Origin of the sequence: Martinezella multihospitum, assembly GCF_900094585.1 — a bacterium.
Classification (GTDB): Bacteria; Pseudomonadota; Alphaproteobacteria; order Rhizobiales; family Rhizobiaceae; genus Rhizobium; species Rhizobium multihospitium.
The window spans coordinates 132,673-155,901 of record NZ_FMAG01000008.1; the positions used below are offsets into that span (position 1 = coordinate 132,673).

General features: G+C 60.6%; 21 protein-coding genes. 4 read left to right on the top strand and 17 right to left on the bottom strand.

The features are described from left to right. Positions 1–84 precede the first annotated feature (84 nt). Positions 85–2,442, top strand: coding sequence for an Orn/Lys/Arg family decarboxylase (locus GA0061103_RS27315; protein WP_092716738.1), 2,358 nt, complete (start codon positions 85–87; stop codon positions 2,440–2,442). 22 nt (positions 2,443–2,464) lie between these two features. Continuing rightward, positions 2,465–3,025 (top strand): GNAT family N-acetyltransferase, encoded by a 561-nt coding sequence (locus tag GA0061103_RS27320; protein ID WP_092716740.1) that lies wholly within the window; start codon positions 2,465–2,467, stop codon positions 3,023–3,025. A gap of 40 nt (positions 3,026–3,065) precedes the next feature. Here GA0061103_RS27320 and GA0061103_RS27325 read toward each other — a convergent pair whose 3' ends face one another. Next, positions 3,066–3,389, bottom strand: a complete 324-nt coding sequence (locus GA0061103_RS27325) for a hypothetical protein (RefSeq protein ID WP_092716742.1) — start codon at positions 3,387–3,389, stop codon at positions 3,066–3,068. A gap of 380 nt (positions 3,390–3,769) precedes the next feature. Between GA0061103_RS27325 and dinB the strand changes: the two genes are divergently transcribed. Further along, entirely contained in the window at positions 3,770–4,867 is a 1,098-nt protein-coding gene (gene dinB / locus GA0061103_RS27330; protein ID WP_092716744.1) for a DNA polymerase IV, read from the top strand. A gap of 6 nt (positions 4,868–4,873) precedes the next feature. On the opposite strand, the gene GA0061103_RS27335 is transcribed toward dinB, so the two are convergent. The 5 genes from GA0061103_RS27335 to GA0061103_RS27355 all read right to left on the bottom strand — a co-directional run bounded on the left by GA0061103_RS27335 (position 4,874) and on the right by GA0061103_RS27355 (position 10,124). Further along, positions 4,874–6,715, bottom strand: coding sequence for a cytochrome c biogenesis protein DipZ (locus GA0061103_RS27335; protein ID WP_092716746.1), 1,842 nt, complete (start codon positions 6,713–6,715; stop codon positions 4,874–4,876). A gap of 18 nt (positions 6,716–6,733) precedes the next feature. Then, on the bottom strand, positions 6,734–7,222 hold the full coding sequence (msrB, locus tag GA0061103_RS27340) for a peptide-methionine (R)-S-oxide reductase MsrB (protein WP_092716748.1): 489 nt from the start codon (positions 7,220–7,222) through the stop codon (positions 6,734–6,736). Positions 7,223–7,377: 155 nt separating this feature from the next. Further along, a complete protein-coding gene (locus GA0061103_RS27345) occupies positions 7,378–8,607 on the bottom strand; it encodes a DUF2325 domain-containing protein (RefSeq protein ID WP_092716750.1) in 1,230 nt (409 codons plus the stop codon). An 85-nt stretch (positions 8,608–8,692) separates the two neighbouring features. After that, positions 8,693–9,337, bottom strand: a complete 645-nt coding sequence (locus GA0061103_RS27350; protein WP_092716752.1) for a pyridoxine/pyridoxamine 5'-phosphate oxidase — start codon at positions 9,335–9,337, stop codon at positions 8,693–8,695. Between the two features lie 10 nt (positions 9,338–9,347). Beyond that, positions 9,348–10,124: a class I SAM-dependent methyltransferase gene (locus GA0061103_RS27355; RefSeq protein WP_208603572.1), complete on the bottom strand. Its 777-nt coding sequence runs from the start codon at positions 10,122–10,124 to the stop codon at positions 9,348–9,350. A gap of 172 nt (positions 10,125–10,296) precedes the next feature. Here GA0061103_RS27355 and GA0061103_RS27360 point away from each other — a divergent pair, with 172 nt between their 5' ends. Then, complete coding sequence (locus tag GA0061103_RS27360) at positions 10,297–11,232, top strand: LysR family transcriptional regulator (RefSeq protein ID WP_092716756.1); 936 nt, start codon at positions 10,297–10,299, stop codon at positions 11,230–11,232. Between the two features lie 94 nt (positions 11,233–11,326). Here the strand turns inward: GA0061103_RS27360 and GA0061103_RS27365 are convergent, their stop codons facing one another. The 11 genes from GA0061103_RS27365 to GA0061103_RS27415 all read right to left on the bottom strand — a co-directional run bounded on the left by GA0061103_RS27365 (position 11,327) and on the right by GA0061103_RS27415 (position 23,186). Then, entirely contained in the window at positions 11,327–12,058 is a 732-nt protein-coding gene (locus tag GA0061103_RS27365; RefSeq protein ID WP_092716758.1) for a molybdate ABC transporter substrate-binding protein, read from the bottom strand. Beyond that, positions 12,055–12,843: an ABC transporter ATP-binding protein gene (locus tag GA0061103_RS27370; RefSeq protein WP_092716759.1), complete on the bottom strand. Its 789-nt coding sequence runs from the start codon at positions 12,841–12,843 to the stop codon at positions 12,055–12,057. The genes GA0061103_RS27365 and GA0061103_RS27370 overlap by 4 nt, the downstream gene beginning before the upstream one ends. Further along, positions 12,833–13,867 carry a FecCD family ABC transporter permease gene (locus tag GA0061103_RS27375; protein ID WP_092716761.1) on the bottom strand — a complete coding sequence of 345 codons (1,035 nt, stop codon included), beginning with the start codon at positions 13,865–13,867 and terminating at the stop codon, positions 12,833–12,835. The genes GA0061103_RS27370 and GA0061103_RS27375 overlap by 11 nt, the downstream gene beginning before the upstream one ends. Next, a complete protein-coding gene (locus tag GA0061103_RS27380) occupies positions 13,864–14,928 on the bottom strand; it encodes an ABC transporter substrate-binding protein (protein ID WP_208603573.1) in 1,065 nt (354 codons plus the stop codon). Before GA0061103_RS27380 ends, GA0061103_RS27375 begins: the two co-directional genes overlap by 4 nt. A gap of 115 nt (positions 14,929–15,043) precedes the next feature. Continuing rightward, on the bottom strand, positions 15,044–16,849 hold the full coding sequence (locus GA0061103_RS27385) for an ABC transporter ATP-binding protein (RefSeq protein ID WP_092716763.1): 1,806 nt from the start codon (positions 16,847–16,849) through the stop codon (positions 15,044–15,046). Between the two features lie 3 nt (positions 16,850–16,852). Further along, the gene (locus GA0061103_RS27390) at positions 16,853–17,791 is read right to left on the bottom strand and encodes an ABC transporter permease (protein WP_092716765.1); all 939 of its coding nucleotides are present in this window, start codon (positions 17,789–17,791) and stop codon (positions 16,853–16,855) included. Then, positions 17,791–18,765 (bottom strand): ABC transporter permease, encoded by a 975-nt coding sequence (locus GA0061103_RS27395; RefSeq protein ID WP_092716766.1) that lies wholly within the window; start codon positions 18,763–18,765, stop codon positions 17,791–17,793. Before GA0061103_RS27395 ends, GA0061103_RS27390 begins: the two co-directional genes overlap by 1 nt. Positions 18,766–18,770: 5 nt before the next feature. Further along, entirely contained in the window at positions 18,771–19,742 is a 972-nt protein-coding gene (locus GA0061103_RS27400) for a nucleoside hydrolase (RefSeq protein WP_092716768.1), read from the bottom strand. Further along, positions 19,739–20,698: a nucleoside hydrolase gene (locus GA0061103_RS27405; protein WP_092716770.1), complete on the bottom strand. Its 960-nt coding sequence runs from the start codon at positions 20,696–20,698 to the stop codon at positions 19,739–19,741. The genes GA0061103_RS27400 and GA0061103_RS27405 overlap by 4 nt, the downstream gene beginning before the upstream one ends. A gap of 33 nt (positions 20,699–20,731) precedes the next feature. Beyond that, the gene (locus GA0061103_RS27410; protein WP_092716772.1) at positions 20,732–21,613 is read right to left on the bottom strand and encodes a dihydrodipicolinate synthase family protein; all 882 of its coding nucleotides are present in this window, start codon (positions 21,611–21,613) and stop codon (positions 20,732–20,734) included. A gap of 22 nt (positions 21,614–21,635) precedes the next feature. Further along, positions 21,636–23,186: an ABC transporter substrate-binding protein gene (locus tag GA0061103_RS27415; RefSeq protein WP_092716774.1), complete on the bottom strand. Its 1,551-nt coding sequence runs from the start codon at positions 23,184–23,186 to the stop codon at positions 21,636–21,638. Positions 23,187–23,229: the final 43 nt, after the last annotated feature.

Genomic DNA, 23,229 nt, shown 5'->3' on the forward strand with positions numbered 1-23,229 from the left:
ACGGTTTGGGACGTCCTCTATTCTGTCACATCCATGTCATGAAATGCGCCGACACCTCATGCCAAATCAGGAGCGGGTATCGACATGGATTATTTCAGACGTTTCAACTTTCTGTTCGCAACACCAACCTTCGACAATGAGGATCTGGAGGGCGCCCGCTACAATCAGATCGTCGAGGAAATCGAACGCTCCGGTTTCGAGGTAGTGCGGGCGCGCAATCTCGAAGATGCCGAGATCGCCGTGCAGACGGACGCCGCGATCGGCTGCATGCTGGTCGACTGGGGCAAAAAAGGCCTTGAAGGCAAGACGGCCTCCCTCATCAACCTCATGCGCCGGCGCGGCCTCGAATTCCCGATCATCCTGCTGATCCGCCGCAAGCGCTTCGAGGATGTACCGGTCGAAGTCCTCGATTTCATCGACGGTTATGTCTTCCTGTCGGAAGAGACACCCGCCTTTATCGCGAAGAGCCTCATCAGCCGGCTGAAGCAATATGCCGAGACGCTGAAGACACCGTTCTTCGGCGCGTTGGTCGATTATGCCGAAGAGGGCAACCATCTCTGGACCTGCCCCGGACACAATGGCGGCATCTTCTACAGCCGCAGCCCCATCGGCCGGGTCTTCATGGAGCATCTCGGCGAAGCGGTGTTCCGCGACGATCTCGACAATTCCGTGCTCGATCTCGGCGACCTCCTGACCCACGAGGGGCCGGCTCTTGCCGCGCAGAAGGAAGCGGCCAAGATCTTCGGCGCCGAAAAGACCTATTTCGTGCTGAACGGCACCTCCACCTCCAACAAGGTCGCGCTCTCCGCGCTCGTCACCGACGGCGATCTCGTGCTGTTCGACCGCAACAACCACAAGGCCGCCCATCACGGCGCGCTGATGATCTCGGGCGGCATTCCGATCTATCTACCCACCAGACGCAATGTCTATGGCCTGATCGGTCCCATGGATTTCGCTACCATGGACGAGGACGCGCTGCGCGAGCGCATCCGCACCCATCCGCTGGTGAAAGATCCGGAAGCCTACAAAAAGCCGCGCCCGTTCCGCGTCGCTGTCGTGGAGCAATGCACCTATGACGGCACCATCCACAATGCCGAGATGATCCTCAAGCGCATCGGCCACCTGTGCGACTACATTCTCTTCGACGAGGCATGGGCGGGCTTCATGAAGTTTCATCCGCTTTATGCCGGGCGCTTTGCCATGGGTCTTGCCGACCTCGGCCCGGATGCGCCCGGCATCATCGCCACGCAATCCACCCATAAGCAGCTCGCAAGCTTCTCGCAGGCCTCACAGATCCACATGAAGGATAGGCACATCACCGGCCAGAAGCGCCGCGTGGAACACCGTCGCTTCAACGAAAGCTTCATGCAGCACGCCTCGACCTCGCCCTTCTATCCGCTGTTTGCCTCGCTCGACGTCGGCGCACAGATGATGAAGGGACGCTCGGGCGAAGTGCTGTGGGACGACACGATCAGGCTCGGCATCGAGCTGCGCAAGAAAATCCGCGCCGTTCGCCGTGAATTCGAGGAGAAGGAACATCGCGCAGACCGCCGCTGGTTCTTCGAGCCCTTCGTGCCGGATCGGGTAGCAATCCCCGACGTGTCGAGCCCCGGCGCTGTGCACGATGTGCCTTGGGAGAGCGTCGCGACCGATCAGCTCGCCACCAATCCCGCTTTCTGGCACCTGACACCCGATGCGGCATGGCACGGCTTTTCCGGCATGGAGCCGGGCTTCGCCATGACGGACCCGAACAAGCTCACCCTGTTGACCCCCGGCTTCGACCGAGCGAGCGGTAAATACACTGAGCACGGCATTCCGGCGCCGGTTGTCGCGCAATATCTGCGTGAAAACCGTATCGTCGCGGAAAAGAACGACCTCAATTCGCTGCTCTTCCTCCTCACCCCCGGTGTCGAAGCCAGCAAGGCCGGCACCTTGATCAGCGGCCTCGTCGCTTTCAAGAAACTCCATGACGACAATGCGCTGCTGGAAGAGGCAATTCCGGAATTCTATCGCCGCCGTCCCGGCCGCTATGCAGGCGTGCGCCTGCGCGATCTTTGCGCTGAAATGCACAATTTCTTCCGCCAGGCCGATGTCAGCGCGCTGCAGACAAAGCAGTTTTCCGCCGACCACCTGCCGCCAATCGCCATGTCGCCGCACGATGCCGCGCGCTGCCTGGTGCGCAACGATGTCGATTATCTGCCGATCGACGCCATTGCCGGCCGCATCGCAACCACGCCCTTCGTCGTTTATCCTCCGGGGATCGCAACCATCGTGCCGGGCGAGCGCCTGACGGAGCAGGCAAAGCCCATGATCGACTATCTCAAAATGTTTGAAACCTGCTTCAACACCTTCCCCGGCTTCGAAGTGGAGATTCAAGGCCTCTATCGCGAGATTGATGCATCCGGCAAAATCCGGCTCTATACCTACGTTGTCGCGGAATAGGCTTGGAAATTCAGGTTCGGACATGAAGCAGGATAAAACAATCATCGTTCGCCCGTCCCGGGAGAGCGACGTCGATGCCATGTTGGCTATCTATCGCCGCCATATTCACCGCGGCGTCGAGGCTGGGGTTGATGATAGCGACACCCCGCAGCCGGATGATTTACGCGAACGGCGCAAGAATTTGAAGGACCGCCGCTTTCCGCATGTCGTTGCGATCCAAGGTGAAAAGGTCTTGGGCTATGCCTATGTGGTGCTGTTCCGCAAGCGCCCAGCCTACCGCTATACCGTCAAGCATTCGATCTATGTGCATCACGACCATGTCGGCCAGGGTGTCGGCAGCCTGCTCATGCGCGGGCTGATCGACGCGTGCGCGGCCGCCGGCTTCCGGCAGATGATCGGCTATATCGACGCCGACAACGCGGCCTCTCTCGCCTTGCACGAACGCTTCGGCTTCGTTCGCGTCGGCCTTCTGCCGGCCGTTGCCTATCGGTACGGCCGCTGGGCCGATACCGTGATGGTCCAGCGCTCGCTCGGTCCCGGCGCGACAACGCAGCCGCCTCCGCCGCCGCTCTCCACCCGCTGAAGCAGAGCGGGTGGCTGCCGATCGCGGCAAAACTCCGCGCTTATGCCGGATGCAGCGCTGAAGCTGGCCTGAAGGCCAAAACAAAATCTACGACCTTCGACGAGGACATTTCGCAAGGCTTGAGGGTGAAGCCCACTCCGGAGAGCACATAGAGATTGAAACTGACGACGTCGGTCCCGCCGAGCTCCTCGCCGTAGAGCCAGACCCGTTTCCCGTCAGCCGATCGCTTGACCGTCACACCCCAGGGGCGACGCTGAAAGCGCCCCTCCGCATAGCCGTCAGGTAGCTTCGCAAGCGCATGTTCGAAGTCCGACAATTCGGCCTGCAGCAGTTGCGGCGCGCCGTCCGTCATGGTGCCAGGCATTCGTCACATATGCCGCAGCCGTCTTCGTCCATCTTCCTCGCCGATCGCAGCCTTCGGCAGCACAGACATGCGGTGCCATCCGCTCGGGATTCCTCGTCACGCTCGGGCGGGAGGATCTCCATAAGCAGGTCGGAAAGCGGATCGGTTGCGATTTGGCCCATCTTGAGGCTCCGTGTGGGGGACCGACAAGAGATAGGAAGCCTCGAGCGCATCTCAAGGTGGCGTTTGCGGCATGGCTGGCATGCGGCGATTTCCCTGCTTCTTCAGCACAACAACAGAGCCGGTTTGATATCGTCATCGAGGATGATATGTTCTGCATTTGTTTCAACCCCTGCAATTGACGGGCGCGCTGAACCTGCAGTGTGATAACCGAGACCGCCATGAACGACACGAGCTCGAACCCAGTCCGAAAGATCATCCATGTGGATATGGATGCATTCTATGCTTCGGTCGAACAGCGAGACAATCCCGAGCTGCGCGGCAAGCCGCTTGCGGTCGGCGGGTCCGCAGCGCGCGGCGTGGTGGCGGCCGCAAGTTACGAGGCCCGCGCCTTCGGCGTTCACTCGGCGATGCCATCGGTCACGGCGAAGCGGAAATGTCCTGACCTGATTTTCGTGCCGCCGCGCTTCGACGTCTACAGGGCGGTGTCGCAGCAAATCCGCGAAATCTTCGCCGAGTATACGCCGATGATCGAACCGCTCTCGCTGGACGAAGCCTATCTCGACGTTACCCAGAACCTGAAGGGCATGGAAATCGCCACCGAGATCGCGCTGGAGATCCGAACCAGGATCAAGCAAGTCACCGGGCTCAATGCCTCGGCCGGCATTTCCTACAACAAGTTTCTTGCCAAGATGGCAAGCGACCTGAACAAGCCGAACGGCCAAGCTGTCATTACGCCGAAGAATGGGCCGGCCTTCGTCGAAACGCTTCCCGTCAAGAAGTTTCATGGCGTCGGGCCGGCGACGGCCGAGCGCATGCACAAATACGGGATCGAAACCGGGCTAGACTTGAAGTCGAAATCCCTCGCCTTCCTACAGGAACATTTCGGAAAGGCAGGCCCCTATTTCTACGGCATTGCCCGCGGTATCGACGAGCGCCAGGTGAAGCCCGACCGGGTTCGCAAATCCATAGGCGCGGAGGATACGTTTGCCGAGGATATCGACGATCTCGAGCTGGCGACGGCGGAGCTGCGGCCACTTGCGGAAAAGGTCTGGCGCTACTGCGAAACGGGTGGCATCGGCGCCAAGACTGTGACCGTAAAGATCAAATATTCGGACTTTACCCAGGCGACACGCAGTCGGACAAGCTCTTCTCCGGTCGCCGACATCGGCGCGGTTCTCGATATAGCGTCGGCGCTTCTGGCAACCGTCCATCCGTTCACGCGGCCGGTCCGGCTGCTCGGCATCACGCTTTCGTCTTTGACGAACGAAGAGGCCGACGATGGGAGATCACAGCCCCAGCTCGATCTCGGTATATGAGAGGCCCTAGCCGAAGGTGAAGGCATAGGCCTGGGCGCCGGGATCAAGGAATTTGATCTCGAACATATGATCGGACACCGGGCCGCTCGCGCGGACGAGCTGATAAAGCCTTTGCCCCGTCACCACGCCATTGCCGTTTGCGTCCGTATCGACACCATGGCCGTCGCCCGGCGGCTTGCCATCGACGGTGATCTGGAAGCGCACCGGCTTTCCGTCCGCCGATGGCCCCAGCACCAGATGCAGATCGCGGGCATGAAAGCGATAATAGAGCCGGCTGTCTGCACTGTTCGAGGTCGCCTCCTGCGGGCCGACCGTCCAATTGCCGGCAAGGCCCCATTCGTTGAGTTTCGGCATCGCCGCGACGTAGTCGTGAGCAGCATCGTTCACGGTGCCGGCATCGTCGACAAAATTCTGCGACCGCATGTAGCCGACATAGGTTTCCGGCGATTGCACATCGGCCTCGTTGGAGGCAGCCTCCGCACCCGTCGCCTTCACGTCCACGATGTCGCTGGAAACATTGCTCTTTCCGGCTTCGGCGAGAAGCTGCTGGATCACCCTTTCGGACTGATCGTAGTCGCCTTCACCGAAATGATGATGGCGCACCAGCCCCTGCGCATCGATGAAATAATGGGCGGGCCAATATTCGTTGTCGAAGGCGCGCCAGATCGCATAATTGTTGTCGATCGCGACCGGATAGGTAATGCCGAGATCGGCTATGGCCTTCTTCACATTGTCGGCGTTCTTTTCAAAGGCGAATTCGGGTGCATGCACGCCGATGACGACGAGGCCTTGGTCCTTATACTTCTGTGCCCAGGCTTCGACATAGGGAATGGCCCGCAGGCAGTTGATGCAGGAATAGGTCCAGAAGTCGACCAGAACGACCTTGCCCTTCAAACCGGCTGCGGTCAGCGGCTGCGAATTCAGCCATTGTACCGCACCGTCGAGCGAGGGGATTGGGCCTTCGGTCGGCAGCTGCGTCGCGGCCGGCTTCTGTGTCATCGCCATCGAACCACCGCCGGCAGCACCATCGGGCTTCGCGCTCATCATCTGATTGGTGGCGCTCATCATCGCCCCACCTTCATTCTTCATGACGACCGATGATGGCTTGTTCGGGTCCTGGGTATGGAAACGGTCGACCAGATTTTGCTCGAGCGAAGCAGTGCTTGCGAGCGAGGCTTGCGTCAAGAGGCCGGTGTCGAGCCCCATCGCAATAGCGACGACCGCGGCAAGCACCGCAACGCCGACGCTACGGCGCAGCCACTCGCCGATGCCGAGCGATTGCTTCATCGCCTGATAGACCCGGCCGCCAATCAGAAGGGCGAGCGCAAGCGACGTCGCCGCCCCCAGCGCATAGGCAAGCAGCAGCAATGTCGTGCCGACACTGGCTCCCTGCAGCGCGGCTCCGGTCAGAATGAGGCCAAGCACGGGGCCGGCACAAGGTGCCCAGAGCAGGCCGGTCGCCACGCCCAGCAGCAGCGATGCGGCAATCGTCGACCCACCGCTGCGGCTTGCGCGATCGGCCGATTGCGACAGGCGGGCGCCGAGCGAGACGAGCGGCCGTGTCAAACGATCCGAAAGCGACGGAAAGAGAAGGATGATGCCGAAAACCGCAAGCAGCGCCATGGCTGCGTAACGTCCATATTCGTTGGCCGTCACCGCCCAGCCGCCGCCGAAGGCGGCAAGCGTCGCGACGGCGGCAAAGGTTGCCGCCATGCCGACGAGCAACGGCAGTGTACTGCGCAAAAAAGGCTGGCCCGCCCGTGCGAAGACGAATGGCAGGACGGGCAGGATGCAGGGGCTGACGATCGTCAGAACGCCGCCGAGATAGGCAAGGATAAACAGAAGCATCGTTCGGTCTCTGATCGTTCAGGCAGCAGCCCTATGGAATGTCATGACGACGCCGTTCATGCAGTAGCGAAGGCCTGTCGGTTTCGGCCCGTCATTAAAGACATGTCCAAGATGGCCGCCGCAGCGGCTGCAATGCACTTCGTCGCGCACCATGCCGAAGGAGGTATCGCGCGACGTTGCCACAGCACCGTCGAGCGGCGCCCAGAAGCTCGGCCAACCGGTGCCGCTATCGAATTTCGTGGCCGAGGAGAAGGCATCCTGATTGCAGCCGGCACAGGCGAAATTGCCCTTGCCGTGCTCGTTCAACAGCGGGCTGGTGAAGGGACGTTCGGTCCCTTCTTCTCTCAGGACTGCATATTGATCCGCCGTCAAGATCTTCTGCCATTCCTCATCCGTATGCGAAACGGGGAAAGTCGCGGTCGTTTTGGCTGCGGCAGAGCCGTAACCCAATCGCAGGCCGATGGCACCAAGAACCGTTGCCAGAAGCACTCGTCGTCTGTTCAGCATCGCACCATTCTCCTTCAGCGGACGAGCCAAGCTCACGGGACATGCAGGCCCGATATTGCTTCGGCGACGGGCGTGTCCCGTCACCATGGAGTACGAAAGAGAGGGCCATCTTGTTACACACGGGGCCGGTGTAAACACCAAAACGTGAACGGACTTCATTCCGCCGCCAGGGGCGCAGCAATCACGGCGGCGAAACTCGCCAGGCTTGCCGAGCGAAGCGGCAGATACGGCTTGTCGCTCTCGCGGCAAAGCCGCTTCACAATATCGGCGGCCGAATGGCTGATGCAGTCGACCGGGAAAACCGCCGATGACGCCCTCCCGACCAGCGCTGGCAACAGGGAAAGATTGTCCTCGACGCCGCCATCGTGAAACAGCAGCTCGATGTTCCTGCTTTCGGCGAGCTTCCGCAAGCGATCGAACAGATTTGGGCGGCCGCCGACATAAAGCAGCGTCTCATGCCCGCTTGATTTCGCAACGACATCAGGATCTGCAGCAACGGCAATCGCCGCCCCGAGCAGATCCAGCTCGCGCTTCAATGCCAGGTTCTCCTCAGCGAAAACGGACAGTTGCGACAGGGCTTCAACAAGCTTCGCCTCGGAGGATGCAAGACGCTTCTCGTATCCCTCGGCACGCTCCTCGGCTGCCTGCAGCTTCTCCGAAAGTCTTGCCTCTTGACGCTGACCCCAGCCGGCAGAAGCGGGTTCGCCGGCAGTCGCCAGCGCACGTCGCGAGCTTTGCTCCAGCTCTTCCATGCGCTTGTGGAGGATGACATTATCTTGAGCTGCCGCTTGGAGGCGGGCCTCCTGGCGAGCGATCTTTTCATCCCTCGCCTCGACATCCAATTGCAGCCTGCGCAGACGCGCGAGATCGAGCCGGCTGGAACTGCCGACCAGATGCGACAGCATATGCACCTCGCCGAAAATAGCGTTCATCAGCGGACGATCGCTGGCCGGGTGGCTCATGACGGCCCAATAAGCTCCCGATATATCGCCGTCATCGACGGCCCTGTCCCACCGTGACTTGATCTCCGCCGGTATCGAGAGCTTTGAAAACTGTTTGAGAATGCGTTCGTGACGACGGTCGAGCGCTTTGTTCAATAGCTTGGCGGCAATGTCATGCTGGCCGGCGGCCCGGACACCGCGGCTGTGCAGGGCATGGTCGGTCGCCGTCTTCGTATCGATATCACCTGCCTTCGCCAGCACCTGCCGCAGCTCCGTCGTCGTCAGGCATGTGCCGACAATCGAACAATGGAACATCGACGGCAGTTCCCAGGTCCTCAGCCGCTGGGTCCTGGCAGATGCCGGCGAAAGAGCGGGCCGATCGTCCGGGCGCCGTTCGACGATCGGAAGTGCAAAGGGCCGTTTGTGATTGAGAAGAGCCGACATGTGAGCACTAGCGTTATATTTCTTCAAATATTACGCTAGTGCGTCTTTCGCCATCAGGCAAGCCCAGTCATCAAAGCCAGAGGCATCAAGGCCAGAGCCGCTCCTTCAGCCAGCCCGCCTTTTCACGCCGGTATCGCAAGCGATGGTGGCGGCGCTCGGCGTCGCCCTGCCAGAATTCGACCTCATGCGGCATGACGATGAAAAGCGCCCAATTTGCAGCGACAAGATCGGGTTCGTCCTGCAATCGCCGATGCTGCACCTTCAATGCATCGTCGAGCTCCTGGGACGAGCCGAGAACCTCGCTTTGACGCTCGGTCAGGGCGATGGCCTTGGCGCCTGATGCACGCGCACGGAAATCGGCATACCGCTCATGCGCCTCGGCCTGAAACGCCATGCCGCGCAGCCGCACCTGCCGCCCGAGCTGCGGCCAATAGAAGGTGAGTGACACGGAGGGATTGGCGGCAATCTGCCGACCCTTCGGCCCTCTGCCTGTTGTTGCGAAGTGCCAACCACGCTGGTCGAGGTTCTTCAGGATGAGAACGCGAGCATCCGGCGCACCATCCTCGTCGATCGTTGAAAGCACCATGGCATGCGGCTCCTTGATATCGGCCTCGATGGCATCGTGCAGCCAGTCGGAAAACAGATCTCGCGGATCGTCGGGCGTCAAATCCGCCTCGAACGCCGGAAACGGCCCAGCCAGCGATTTCAATGTGCGCAATTCGTTCTTCACGGCATTCTCCTCATGGTCTGGCGATGATAAGCCGCAGCGAGCCTTCGAAGAAGGGCTGCGCGCGGAGGGCGCCATAACGGCGATCCCAGGATCCGTCGGTGAGATCGCGGCCGAGCTCGGCAACAAAACGCTCGCCAACGGAGATATCGACAAAGCTCCATGCCGAATTGGCAAGCCGCGCGCCGGGATCAAGCATTCGTTCCGGCCTGCCATAATAGGCCTCGCCGAAACCATCGACGCAGTTCAACGGGATCGGCACCGCCTTGATCTCCACATTACCGCCGAGTGCGGCCGCGATCCTGCCCATCTCCGGATAACGTCGCGCCTCGACCGCAATCATTTCTGGCGCATAGGTGTGCAGCCACGATCGTTCCAGCAGATGCGGATCGCAGCTTAAGACCAGGACGGGGCCGCGGGTGACGCGCCGCATCTCGGCAAGCCCGCGGCTGAGATCAGACCATTGATGCACCGTGAATGTCGCCATTGCCGCGTCGAAACTCCGATCGGCAAAAGCAAGATGTTCCGCCGTTCCGTCGATCGCGACCGGGAGATGCGCTGGCCGCTGGGCACGCATGGAAGCCGACGGCTCGACGGCCGTCACCTGCCGATCGACCGGCTCATAGGAGCCAGCACCGGCACCGACATTCAACACCGTTTTCGCATCGCCGAGAGCGGCGCGGATGAATTCGGCTATACGGGGATCCGGCTGGCGATAGTTGGTATAGCCCGATCCGATCACGCCGTAATTCGCATCGCCTGCACTGCCGTCCTGATGTCTGTCTTGCACCTCATACCTCCGTTGCTTCGTCAGACAAAGCTTCGCCGAACGCGAAAATGCCATTGCATCGTCGCGTCATTGTTCGATGAATACGCTGTCCATTTCTCTCGATGTCAAAAAACACGTTATTTTCTCGGAAGAAAAACGATATGTTCGAACAGTCAATGTTCGGAAAATGCACATGACTAGACGATTACCCTCCCTGAATGCACTGCGTGCCTTCGAAGCGGCCGGCCGGCTCGGCCGCATGACGCTTGCCGCAGACGAGCTCAATGTGACGCACAGCGCCGTCAGCCGGCAGATCCAGCATCTGGAGGAGGTACTTGGCGTTCCCTTGTTCGAAGGGCCGAAAAACCGGCTGAGACTGACTGAAGGCGGGATGACCCTGTTGGGCGGGCTGACGGGCGCATTCGACCAGATGGATCTGTCGGTGCGAGCCGTAGCCGATACCGAAGACGGTCAGCTCGACGTCTCCTGCCCCGGCACCTTTACGATGCGCTGGCTCATTCCCCGCCTCTATCGGTTTCAGGCGAAATACCCCAACATAGAAGTGCGCCTGTCGGCCTCCTCAAAGCCCGTCGATTTCAGCCGCGACGGTTTCGATGTGGCGATCCGCGTCGGGAGCGCACCATGGCCTTCCGGCGCCGATGTGATTTCCCTGTTTCCGGAGCAAACCGGCGCGGTGCTCGCGCCATCGCTCTTTGCCGCGTCGACGCCAGAATTCGAGGGCCTGCCTCAGCTTCATACGCGCACAAGGCTGCGCGCATGGGGCGACTGGCTGGCCCGCTCCGAAAGATCGGTCGCCACCGGACCGCGCGTCGAATACGAGCATTTTTACTTCATGCTGGAAGCTGCGAGCGCCGGCCTTGGCGTCTGCGTCGCCCCCTGGCCCTATGTCAGCGACGATATCCGTTTCGGCCGGCTGATGGCGCCATATGGCTTTCTGGAAAGCGGCCACGAATATGTGGCGCTGCGCCGCGCACGTCGGAACCGAAAATCCGTTCTCTTCAGCGAATGGCTGCAGAACGAAGCCGAGGTCTACGTGCGCGCCAGCACGCCTCCCACTAGAGCAATTCCAGGAAAAGTGCGCAGCGGTTTTCCGTCCGGAATTGCGTGAAAACAAGGAGCTAGAGCGGTTCAGAGATTCCGTGAAAAACTGAACCGCTCTAGCTGATGCCTGAAACGAGCGTGGCCACCATTTGTCTTCAAGACTAACCGACCGAAGAAAAACCGGCCTTGCTGAGAATCTCCTGCCCGGTCTCCGATAGCAGGAAGTCCCGCAGATACCTGGTTTCATCATCAGCGCCCTTACGAATTGTCATGCCGTATTCGATAAGCGGCTGAAACTCGTCAGGTATGTCGATGACGCTGAAAGCCGGATCCCCTGCCAGAAGACGCGCGTTCGAAGAATAGCTCATCATCAGATCGACGACGCCGTCGGTGATCAGATGGCCGCCGCCCTTGCCCGCTGGCGTCGGCAGCGAATGGCGGCCACCTACCAATTGCTGCGACCGCGAGCTGATGGCCACGCCTTTGCCCGGATACCGTGCTTCGATCTTGTCGAACACCTCGAAAGCATAGTCGCCGCCCGGATCGTCGCCAGGCGTGGAGGTACCAATCCTCACGGCGGGATCGGCCAGGACCGCGAGAAAATTCTCCGTCGTCAAACCAAAATCGGCACGCGCCAGCACACAGAGCCGGTTGCGGGCAAAACAGATCGCATCTTCCGCAAGACCAATCAAAGCGAGACGCCGCGGATGCGCCATATTGGCGGAGGCGAAGAGATCGAAACTGCTGCCCGCCTCGATCTCCTCCCGCAGCAGCCCCGCGGGTCCGAGCGTCAGCGAGATGCCAATGCCGAATTCATGACCAAAAGCACCGATGATCGCCGGAAATGCATGACGCAGACTGCCGGCAGACAAGACTTGAACTGCATTGCTCACGGGCGATTTCCTTTTCTGTCTCTTTGCCGGAACAGCGGCACGAACGCGGTCTCCATAAGTTCGCCATCGCCCAGCTTTGCCGAGCGAATGGGAAGACCATAAAGCAGCTCGAGATTATCCTCGGTCATCACATCATCGGTGGCACCAAACACGGTTCTTGCCTGATCGAGCATGAGCAGCACCTTGTCGGCGACGGCGACCGCATGGTTCGGCTGGTGCGTGGTAAAGGCAATCGCCAACCCTTGGCGATCAGCGAGGGTGGCGAGCAGAGACAGCACGATATCCTGGTTCTTGAGATCAAGTGCGGAGGCCGGCTCGTCAAGCAGCAGCACGGCATTCTCACCTGCCAGCGCCCTTGCGATCAGCACCAGCTGGCGCTCACCGCCAGAGAGCGCTTCGATGTTGCGCTGCCCGTAGCCGGCCATGCCGGTGAGATCGAGCGCCTCCATGGCTTTCTCGACATCGACCTTGCGCGGCGTCTGGAACAGCCCGATGTGACGGGCACGCCCCATCAGCACGACATCGAGCACGGAATAGGGGAAGGAGCCGGAAAACTCTTGCGGCACGAAGCCCATCTGCGGGTTCAGCGCGACCTTGCCGGCGCTCGGCTTCAAAAGTCCGGCCAGTACGCGCAGCAAAGTGGACTTGCCGCGACCGTTCGGCCCGAGAATGGCCGTAATCTCGCCGGTGCGGAGATCGAGATGAAGATCGCGAAACTGCCAACGCTCGCCATCATAGGATTGGCTCGCCCCTTCGATACGCAGCTTGACCGGATCAGAACCCACGCGCGCCTCGCTGGGTTTGCCTGAGTACCAGAGCGAAGACCGGGGTGCCGATCAGGGCTGTGAGAATACCGAGCGGGATTTCGGAACTGGTCGCAGTCCGGGCGATGGTGTCGATGATGAGCAGATAAAGTGCGCCGATCAGCAGGGAGGCCGGCATCATCACGCGATGATCCGGGCCGACGAGCATGCGCGCCATATGCGGCACGACGAGACCGACCCAGCCAATGATGCCGCTGACGGCAACCTGCGCTGCGACGATGCAGGAGACCAAGACAAGGATCAGCCAGCGCAGCGGTTCGACATTGACGCCGAGCGCACGCGCATCCTCGTCGCCGATCGACAGCAAATTGATGCGCCAGCGGAGACCCAGCAAAAGGAGGCTGCCGACGACGACCGGCCCAGCGATCAGCCAGAACTTTTCCCAATTGGCCGTGGCAAAGCTGCCAAGCAGCCAGAATACCATGGCCGGCAGCTTGTCTTCCGTATCGGCAAGATACTGCACCAGGCTCACGAGCGCTCCAAAGAAGCCACTCACGACAACGCCGGCAAGAACAAGCGCCAGGATATTTCGCCGGGCAACAATGCCATTCAGCCCATAGACGATGACGAGCGCGGATAGACCGAAGATAAAGGCCGAGCCGAGCAGGCCATAACGCGAGAAACTCAAAAGGATGGCAAGCGTGCCGCCGAAAGCGGCCCCCGAGGATACGCCCATCACCTGCGGCCCTACCAAAGGATTACGGAACACGCCCTGCAGCGTCGCACCTGAGACGGCCAGACCGGCACCGGCGAGCAACGCCAGCAGGATACGCGGCATGCGCACCGTGAAGACGACGTTCGCCTCGGTTGCCGTGACGGGCACCGCCGGCGGTGAGATCGGCGACCAGAGTATTTCCACGACCCGCAGGAATGGAATGTCGTAGCGGCCGACGCCCAGCGAGACAACAGCGACGACCACAAGCAGGATCGCCAATGTGGCGATCGTCGCTCTAGGCCCGTATCGGCTGGAAGCCGCCACGCTCATTGCGCGGCGCGATAATCGGTGCGGTAGAATTCCTTGTAATAGGCGTCCGCTTGCTTCTGCATATCGATATCCTTGAACCGCTCGGGATAAAGCTCCTTCGCCATCCAGAGTTCGCCAAGCGCCATGGCCTCCGGCATCGGATAGCCCCATGCCTTGGCATATTCCGGCATCAGGTAAATGCGGCCGCTCTTGACGGCGTCGATGGTCTGCCAGGAGGGCGCCTTCCTGATCTCATCGACAACGGCGGGATAACGCTCCTGAACGAAGATGACGGCGGGGTTCCATGTCAGCACGTCCTCCATCGTCACCTGCTTGAAGCCGCTGATCGAATTGGCGACGTTGCGCGCGCCGGCGCGCTCCATCATCAGGCCCGTATATTTGCCGCGGCCATAGGTCGTCAGATCCGGATTGGCCATGTAAACAGGCACGCGCTTGTCTGCCGGAATGTCGGCGAGACGATCGGCAACGAGCTTGCGCGTCTTCTTCGTTGCCGCAATCATCTCCTCGCCCTGTTCCTTGCGTCCGAGCACATCGGCAATGAGGCGCACGCCGGTCGCAAAACCGGCGTCGATCGCAGCTGGCTCATCCTTGACCGAAGGATTGAGCTTGACGGCCTCTTCTGGCGGCACGTCGAGCAGAGAGATCGCCACGACGGAAAGGCCGGCATCCTCGATCTGCTTGACCATGTCGGCCGGCGCATAGTTGGTCACGAAGACCACATCCGGCTTCAGCTTCAGAAGCTCCTCGATATTCACCTTGGTCAGACCGCCCGGCATCAGCAGATTGGGCAGCTGCGGCGCAAGCCGCACATAATTGGCGCCAAGCTGCTTCTTCCACTCGTCGAGAACACCGACCACCTTGTCCATCGCATCAAGCTGAACCGCAATATTGAGCGTCTGGTGCTGCAGGATGACGACCCGATTGACCGCATCGGGAATATGCACCTGCCTGCCGATCTGATCGGTGATGACACGGTCGGCCCAGGCGGGAGCGGAAAATAACAAGCTACTGAAAATGATAAGGATTTTAACGACGGCAAGCAGATGGCGGAGCTGAAACATGGAATTCTCCCGGAAAGGTTCCAACCGCTATCATTATATTTCCTCGTATACAACGACCGCCAATCCGAAACCGAGCGGTAAGCCGCGCCATGACGATGATGGCGCGGCGTCCCTCTCAAGCCACCTGAAAAAAATGGCCATCGCCGGCCTGCTCGTATGTCCGCTTTGGCGGCCGATAGTCGGTTGCGCGGAACGGGCTCCCTATCTCCTCGTTGGAGATGCGCCGCACCGGGCGACGCGTGGGATCGGCAATCGGAACTGCCGCCATCAGGCGCTTGGTATAGTCATGCTGCGGGTTGTCGAAAACCGCCCGGCGCGGTCCGATCTCGACGATCTCGCCCAGATACATCACCGCAACACGGTGGCTGATACGCTCGACGACCGCCATGTCGTGGCTGATGAAGAGATAGCCGAGACCGTATTTCTCCTGCAGATCCAGCATGAGGTTGATGACCTGGGCCTTGACCGAGACGTCGAGCGCGGACACCGATTCATCGGCAATGAGAAGCTTCGGTTCAAGCGCCAGCGCCCGGGCGATGCAGACACGCTGGCGCTGCCCGCCTGAGAACTCATGCGGGAAGCGATCCGCCATCGCGGCCGAGAGGCCGACCCGTTCGAGAAGGTCGCTCACGCGATCCTTTGCCTGCGCGGCGGTCGCCAGGCCATGGGCGATGATCGGTTCGGCGATCGCCTGGCCGATACGCATGCGCGGATTGAGACTTTCGAACGGGTCCTGAAAGATCATCTGCGCTTCGCGCCTGATATCGGCGAGATCATCCCTGCCGGCCTTCAGGACATCCTTGCCGTCGATGCGGATTTCGCCTGACATCGCCGGGGCAAGACGGATGATCGAACGTCCGGTTGTCGACTTGCCGCAGCCGGATTCGCCGACAAGCGACAGGGTTTCGCCCTGCCTGAGTTCAAGGGAAACACCTTCGACCGCATGGATGCTGCCGACGGTTCTGCGCAGAAAACCACGCTTGACTGGAAAACGGGTAATGAGGTTATCCACCTTCAGGATCGGCGGCTGATTGAGCTTGACCGTGTCTTCGGTCGGCCTGACCGGCTGCACCTCGCCGGTCGCCATATCCACCTGCGGGAAACGCAAGGGGCGGTCCTTTCCGGTCATCGAGCCGAGCTGCGGCACGGCTGAAAGAAGGGCGCGCGTATAAGGATGCCTGGCGCCGGCAAAGAGGGCCGCCGTCGTATCCGTCTCAACCTGTTCGCCGCGATACATAACGACGGTGCGATCGGAAATCTCGGCGACGACCCCCATGTCATGGGTGATGAAGAGCACAGACATGCCCTCCTCTTCCTGCAGCGTCTTGATCAGACCGAGGATCTGCGCCTGAATGGTCACGTCGAGCGCCGTCGTCGGTTCGTCGGCGATTAGCAGCTTCGGATCGCAGGCAAGCGCGATCGCAATCACCACGCGCTGGCGCATGCCGCCGGAAAAATTCATCGGATATTCGTTGAGCCGCGATTTCGCCGAGGGGATGCGCACCTTCTCAAGCAGACGCACGGCTTCGCCTTCGGCCTGCGACTGCGACATACCGCGATGCTGCACCAGAACCTCGGTGATCTGCTGGCCAATCCTCAGGACGGGATTGAGCGAGGTCATCGGCTCCTGGAAGATCATGCCGATTCGATTGCCGCGGATCGCCTGCATATCGGCAAGCGGTAGGGATAGGAGATCCTGACCTTCGAATTCGATCCTGCCTGTTATCCGCGAATTGGCCGGCGACAGAAGCCGCATGATCGACATGGCGGTGACGCTTTTGCCTGAGCCGGATTCGCCGACGACTGCAACGGTTTCCTGCGGACCGATATCGAAGCTGATATCACGGACGACATTGCGCCATTCGCCACCGACGCGGAAGGCCGTGTTGAGCTTGGAGATGGAAAGGATCGGTTTGGTCATGGCTCAGCCTTCCCGCCGTGGATTGAGGATGTCACGCAGCGCATCGCCGATGAGATTGATGCCGACGATCAGCATAAGAAGCGCAAGGCCTGGGAAGAAACTGATCCAATAGTCGCCGGAGAGCAGATATTCGAAGCCGTTGGAGATCAGCAGGCCAAGAGACGGCTGCGTCACCGGCAGACCGATGCCGAGAAAGGAAAGCGTCGCCTCGAGCATGATGGCATAGGCCACGCGCATCGTGGCAACGACGATCAAGGGCGGCAGGCAGTTCGGCAGGATGTGACGAAACAGGATGCTCCTGTCCGGCAGGGCCATGGAGCGGGCAGCATCGACGTAGGCGCGCTTGCGCTCCACCAGTGCGGACCCGCGGATTGTGCGGGCATAATAGGCCCATTGCGTGACGATGAGCGCCAGGATGATCTTGTCGACACCCTGGCCGAGGATGGCGAGAAAGATCAGAGCGATGAGGATCGCCGGGAAACTTAGCTGGATATCGACTACTCGCATCAGGAAGGCATCGAGGCGGCCGCCGACATAAGCGCTGACAAGCCCGATCGAAGCGCCTATGACGAGCGCCACGGCAGCGCTCGATATGCCGACAAGCAGGCTGGTGCGAAGACCATAGAGGATTGCGCTCATCAGATCGCGCCCCTGGTCGTCGGTGCCGATCAGATAGAACATGCCGGTGGTGCTGTGCGATCCGGGCGGCAAACGTCCGTCCAGGATGTCGAGCTGGGATAGATCGTAAGGGTTCTGCGGCGCGAGCAAAGGCGCGAATAGTGCCGCAACCACGAAGATGGCGACGATGACGAGACCTGCCAGCGCAAGCTTGTCGTGCAGGAGGGCCGACATCGTCTGACGGAAGGGCGAGCGCGACGTGACCCTACCGGCACTCCCCTGGCCCGAATGCACGGAGCCTGCATTTGCGCTATCCTGGCTCATTATGCACTCCCTTCGAGACGGACGCGGGGATCGACGATCGAATAGAGGATGTCGACCAGAAGATTGATGACGCTGAACATCACGACGGTGATCATCAGATAAGCGAGGATGACCGGGCGATCGAGAACGCCGATCGCGTCGATGATGAGCTTGCCCATGCCGGGCCAGGCAAAGATCGTCTCGGTGACGACGGCAAAGGCAATCAGCGATCCGAGTTCGAGGCCGATCACGGTGATCAGCGGGATCAGGGTGTTCTTCAGGACATGCACGGTGACGATCCGCCGCTCGGTCAGACCCTTGGCGCGGGCGAAGCGAACGAAATCGAGCTGCATCGTTTCCATCACACCGGCCCGCGTCAGGCGGATGACCAGCGAGATCTTGAAGAGCGCCAGGTTGAAGGCCGGCAGCACCAGATGGGAAAGGCCATCAAGCGTGAAGAGGCTGAGCGGTACCCCGAGGACGGGCACCGTCTGACCCCGGCCGGAAGCCGGTAGCCAGCCGAAATGCACGCTGAACAGCATGATCATCACCAGGCCGATCCAGAAGGTCGGCAGGCTGAAGCCGAGGATCGAGAAGGTCATGATCGATTTCGAGATCAGCCCCTTCGGTTTGAGGCCGGCATAGACGCCGAGCGGGATGCCGATGACGAGCGCCATGATCAATGCGACGAAGGCGAGTTCCAGCGTCGCCGGCATGCGGTGGAGGATCAGCGTCAGCGCGGGTTGATTATAGACAAAGGAATTGCCGAGGTCGCCCGACAGCGCTCGCGTCAGGAAGAGCCAATATTGCTCCCAGACCGGTTTATCGAGACCGAAGGACTGGATGACCTGAAGACGCTCCGCCGGCGTTGCCGTCGGGCTCAACAACACGTCGACGGGATTGCCGACGAGATAGAGCCCGGCAAACACCAGAACCGACATGACGAGCAGCGTGAGGACCGTCTGAACCGATCGGCTCAGCAAATATCCGCCCATGATTTTTAACCTCCCTGCACTGTCGAGCCGAGCCCGCCTCGCCCGTAGCGGGCGATGCGCTCGATCAGCAGTGCGATGAACCCGGCCTCGTTAACATCAGTGATAACGGTAGCATTGGGTGACCGATCCATCTTTCCGTAAAAGTCGGCATAGGTGTAGCCCATGGTCAGGCCCGTCACCTGCACGCCGACGAAAGCTTCGCGGCCGCTAAACAGATCCGGGCGGATGAGCCAGGCGATGGTGGTGGCATCGTGGATCGGGCCGCCCGGCCTGCCAAACCGCTTGATATCACTGCGGTCGAAGGCCGAAAGCAGATTGAAAAGCGCGTTCCCCGCCTCGCCACCGTCTCGGAACTGCCCGAAATGCTCCGAGGTGAACAGCGCCTGGAACGTCATGTCGAGCGGCATGATGACGATCGGCACCCCCGAGCAGTAAACGATCTCGGCGGCGTGCGGATCGGCATAGATATTGAACTCGGCCCAGGGCGTGCGATGGCCGAGCGCCGTGAAAGCGCCACCCATCGAAACGATCTGCCGGATGCCGGATGCCACGTCCGGATGCTGGATGAGCGCCAGGGCAATGTTGGTCATCGGCCCGATGGCGCAGATGGTGATCTTTTCGCCAGACCGTACCGCTTCGCGCGCCGAGTGCACGATAAAATGCACGGCATGTTCGTCAGAGGGACCGACATCACCGGCTTTCACCAACGCATCGTCAAACGCACCGATGCGGGCATATTTGCCATAGACCTGGTCACGGACGAGCGGTCCGGCGGCTCCCGCGTGAACCGGCACGTCATGACGACCGCTCAGGCCGACGATCTTGCAGGCATTGACCACCGTATCGCGAAGCGGAACATTGCCGGCCACGATCGTGAGACCAAGCACATCGACTTCCGGCGATGCGAGCGCCATCAGGATGGCCGCCGCATCATCCACGCCCGGATCGGCGTCGATGATGATTTTCTGGCGGGTCATGCGACAGCCTTTTCGGCATAGCGCGAGAGCCGCTCGAGGAAGAAGGCAATCACGCCTTCGGCATCGACCTTGGTGACGATGTCGGCATTCGGCTCAAGACCGCTCTTGCCATACCAGTCGGCGATGGTCTGGCCCATGCAGAGCTCGCTTTCATACTCCACGAAGACGCGCGCCTTCTCGGTCTCGAACAGATGCGGGGCCAGGATATAGGCGATCACCAGCGGATCATGCAGCGGCCCGCCACGCGAACCGTAACGGCGAACATCGTTGCGATCCCAGAAGGCCATCAGCTCTGCAAGGGTCTGCGAGATACGTCCGCTGACACGTGAGAATTCGGCAACATGCTCGGGTTTCAGCATGACCTGATGCGTCGCATCGAGCGCGAGGGCAACGAGCGGAATCCCGCTTGAGAAGACCACATGCGCCGCATGCGGGTCCGCCAGCATGTTGAATTCTGACGTCATCGTCCGGTTGCCCGGCTCGCGGTAAGCACCACCCATCATCACGATCCGCTCGACGCCTTCGGCGATCTGCGGCTTCATACGCAGGGCGACGGCAATATTGGTCATCGGCCCCAAGCAGCAAAGCGTGACGCGGTCTCCCGTCCGCGCTGCTTCGCTCAGGGTATCAATGAGGAAATCGACTGCTGATTTGCTCTCTGTCGCTTTTTCAGGCTCCGGCAGGACGGTGTTTCCAAGCCCGGTCTTGCCGTGAAACTGGCCGTAGATCGGTTCTCGCAGCATCGGGCGAAAACACCCCGCATAGACCGGGACATCGGAACGCCCGCCAAGCTCGCAAACCTGAAGCGCGTTGCGGACGGTGCGCTCCAGCGGCTGGTTGCCGCAGACAGGCGTGATGCCGAGGATGTTGAGCTCCGGCGATACGAATGCGGTCAGAAGTGCGATCGTATCGTCAATTCCGGGGTCACAATCGACAATGATCGAAATCGGCTTCATGGGGAGTGCCTTCAGTAAATGGAAAATTCGGTGTCAGAGGGCGCCGAGTTCGCGAAGAACATCCGCGATCTCCGCTCGTGCAGTCTCGGCAAGGGGTAGTTGCGGCTGTATCGGTGCGCCGACCGCAAACCCCTGCAGTTCCAGTGCCGTCTTGATGCAGGCGGCGATCGAGTATTTCGCGAAGATCTCGTTGACCCGCCAGAGCGGTCGCTGCAGCTCCATCGCCCTTGCCCAATCGCCGGCATTGGCCGCTTCATAGAGCGCGATGCTCTGCTTCGGAACGACGCAGGCAGGTCCGGCCATCCAGCCGACACCGCCGATCATCATCACACAGACCGGGATATGAGCGGAGGCGGCAAAAACCTCCATCCGGCCTTGCGTCCGCTCGATGATCGAGAGCAGGCGTCCCGTATTGGTCGAGGCATCCTTGATATAGCGGATGTTATCGATGCGGCTTAGCCGCTCGATGACAGGCAGGCTCAGATCGGAACGCTGGAATTGCGGATTGGTGTAGAGCACCACCGGCCGTCCTTTCGCGGCCTTGGCAATGGCCGTGAAGTAGGCCTCGACACCCTCGTCGCTGACCGGAAAATAGGCCTCCAGTACAGCCAGAATACCATCGGCTCCCGCCTCGACCATGTATTCGGTCTGGGCGACGGCGTCGCTGGTCGATGTCGATGCCACCCCTGCCAGGACAGGAACCCGCCCACGACCGGCGGCAATCACCGTATCGACGACACTGCGGCGCTGTTCCTGATCGAGGTAAGCGAATTCGCCCGTACTGCCAAGCGGCGTCAGGCCGTGAACGCCTGACGCTATCAGATGATCCACCAGGTCGGTCAACACGCCCTTCATCACCAGACCGGATGCGTCGATCGGCGAGACGAGGTAGGGAAATACGCCGCGGAAAGACATGGTCGATCGCCCCTTCGCCGGCTCAGTTCGGCTTCACGTAATAGGGAAGCGTGTAGCCATCGGACCGACCGGGGTAGGTGAGGTCCTTCTTCACCGCCCAGGTATTGGCGAGGTAGAAGATCGGGATGACGCCGAGATCGTTCATGGCGATCTCGGTTGCCTTGCGAAGCAGTTCCTCGCGCTTGCCGTCATCGAGCGTCGAACGCGCCTCGCTAAGCGTCTTGTCGAATTCCGGGTTCGAATAGCGGCCACGGTTGCCCTGCCCGGCCTTGTCACCGAAAGTTTCCAGGATCGGGCCGAGTACGCCGGATGCCTCGCCCGTTTCGACCGCCGCACCGCCCATGATGAAGCTGAATTCCAGATTGGAAGCCCGGGTGAAATAGACGCTGCCCGGCAGGGTCGCGACTTCGGTCTTGATGCCGATGCGGCTGAAGAACTGGCCGATTGCCTGGGCTACCTTGGAATCGTTCGGATAACGGTCGTTAGAGGCATGGAAGGTCAGCGAAAAGCCGCCGGGGTAGCCGGCCTTGGCGAGAAGTTCCTTCGCCTTGTTCGGATCGTAGGGATCGACCTTGATGGATGGGTCGTAGCCGAAATAGCCCTCCGGAACGAGCTGCCCGGCAGGCACGCCCTGCCCGTCCATGATGCGGTCGACAAGCGCTTCGCGGTTGATCGAAAGCGAGAGTGCGCGGCGTACCTCCGGCTTCAACAATGGGTTCTTGCCATCGAGTCCCTTCGCGAAGGGCGATACGTCGCGCGCCTGATCCATGTGGAGATACATGATCCGGTTGCCGGCAACATTGACGACCTTCAGCTGGTCCGAGGCCTGCAGCCGCCGCGTGTCAGCCGTCGGGATGCTCTCGATCATGTCAACATCGCCGGAAAGCATTGCCGCAACACGGGCGCTGCTGTTCTTGAAGACCTTGAAAGTAACCTTGTCCCAGGCGGCCTTTTCACCCCAATAGGCATCATTGCGCGCCAGTACGACGTTATCGTCGGGCGTCCAGGAGACGAATTTGAACGGGCCGGTACCGATCACGCCCTTGCCGGAATTCATCTCTTCCGTCGCGGTATTCTGCATCTTGGCCGGCAGGATTGCGATGCGGCTGAGGTTGTTCAGCAACAGGGGCGTCGGGCCATCGGTCTTGATGCGAACCGTCAGCGGATCGACCGCAGTGACCTCGGTGATCGCCTTGACATAGGCCGCAAACGAGCTCGGGCTGTTCTTGGAAGCGAGCGGCACGCGCTTGATGCTGGCAACGACGTCATCGGCGGTAAAATCGCTTCCGTCGTGGAATTTCACATTCGGACGAAGCTTGAACTCCCAGGTCGTGTCGTCGATGGTCTTCCAGGACAGCGCCAATGCCGGCTGCAGCCGCTGCTTGTCATCCTGATTGACGAGACCGTCGAAAATATTGCGCGCCATCGCGCTGTTCGGCCCGACGACGTAGAACTGCGGATCCATGGATGTCGTCGAGGCGGCGAGGCCAACGGTCAGATCCCTGGCATGACTTGCGAGCGGCATGGCAAGGACGGATGCCGCCAAGACGGCCGCGACCTTTAGAAATTTCATGATGGTGTTCCTCCGGCGTTTGCGAAATCCGCACTCTCCAAGC

What these genes read in the sequence shown, in the direction of transcription:
- GA0061103_RS27375 (WP_092716761.1), bottom strand. Translation starts at nt 13,867, where the DNA reads ATGAGCGTGGCGGCTTCCAGCCGATACGGGCCTAGAGCGACGATCGCC.
- GA0061103_RS27415 (WP_092716774.1), bottom strand. Translation starts at nt 23,186, where the DNA reads ATGAAATTTCTAAAGGTCGCGGCCGTCTTGGCGGCATCCGTCCTTGCC.
- GA0061103_RS27390 (WP_092716765.1), bottom strand. Translation starts at nt 17,791, where the DNA reads ATGAGCCAGGATAGCGCAAATGCAGGCTCCGTGCATTCGGGCCAGGGG.
- msrB (WP_092716748.1), bottom strand. Translation starts at nt 7,222, where the DNA reads ATGCTGAACAGACGACGAGTGCTTCTGGCAACGGTTCTTGGTGCCATC.
- GA0061103_RS27325 (WP_092716742.1), bottom strand. Translation starts at nt 3,389, where the DNA reads ATGCCTGGCACCATGACGGACGGCGCGCCGCAACTGCTGCAGGCCGAA.
- GA0061103_RS27360 (WP_092716756.1), top strand. Translation starts at nt 10,297, where the DNA reads ATGACTAGACGATTACCCTCCCTGAATGCACTGCGTGCCTTCGAAGCG.
- GA0061103_RS27315 (WP_092716738.1), top strand. Translation starts at nt 85, where the DNA reads ATGGATTATTTCAGACGTTTCAACTTTCTGTTCGCAACACCAACCTTC.
- GA0061103_RS27385 (WP_092716763.1), bottom strand. Translation starts at nt 16,849, where the DNA reads ATGACCAAACCGATCCTTTCCATCTCCAAGCTCAACACGGCCTTCCGC.
- GA0061103_RS27410 (WP_092716772.1), bottom strand. Translation starts at nt 21,613, where the DNA reads ATGTCTTTCCGCGGCGTATTTCCCTACCTCGTCTCGCCGATCGACGCA.
- GA0061103_RS27405 (WP_092716770.1), bottom strand. Translation starts at nt 20,698, where the DNA reads ATGAAGCCGATTTCGATCATTGTCGATTGTGACCCCGGAATTGACGAT.
- GA0061103_RS27320 (WP_092716740.1), top strand. Translation starts at nt 2,465, where the DNA reads ATGAAGCAGGATAAAACAATCATCGTTCGCCCGTCCCGGGAGAGCGAC.
- dinB (WP_092716744.1), top strand. Translation starts at nt 3,770, where the DNA reads ATGAACGACACGAGCTCGAACCCAGTCCGAAAGATCATCCATGTGGAT.
- GA0061103_RS27395 (WP_092716766.1), bottom strand. Translation starts at nt 18,765, where the DNA reads ATGGGCGGATATTTGCTGAGCCGATCGGTTCAGACGGTCCTCACGCTG.
- GA0061103_RS27335 (WP_092716746.1), bottom strand. Translation starts at nt 6,715, where the DNA reads ATGCTTCTGTTTATCCTTGCCTATCTCGGCGGCGTTCTGACGATCGTC.
- GA0061103_RS27400 (WP_092716768.1), bottom strand. Translation starts at nt 19,742, where the DNA reads ATGACCCGCCAGAAAATCATCATCGACGCCGATCCGGGCGTGGATGAT.
- GA0061103_RS27380 (WP_208603573.1), bottom strand. Translation starts at nt 14,928, where the DNA reads ATGTTTCAGCTCCGCCATCTGCTTGCCGTCGTTAAAATCCTTATCATT.
- GA0061103_RS27345 (WP_092716750.1), bottom strand. Translation starts at nt 8,607, where the DNA reads ATGTCGGCTCTTCTCAATCACAAACGGCCCTTTGCACTTCCGATCGTC.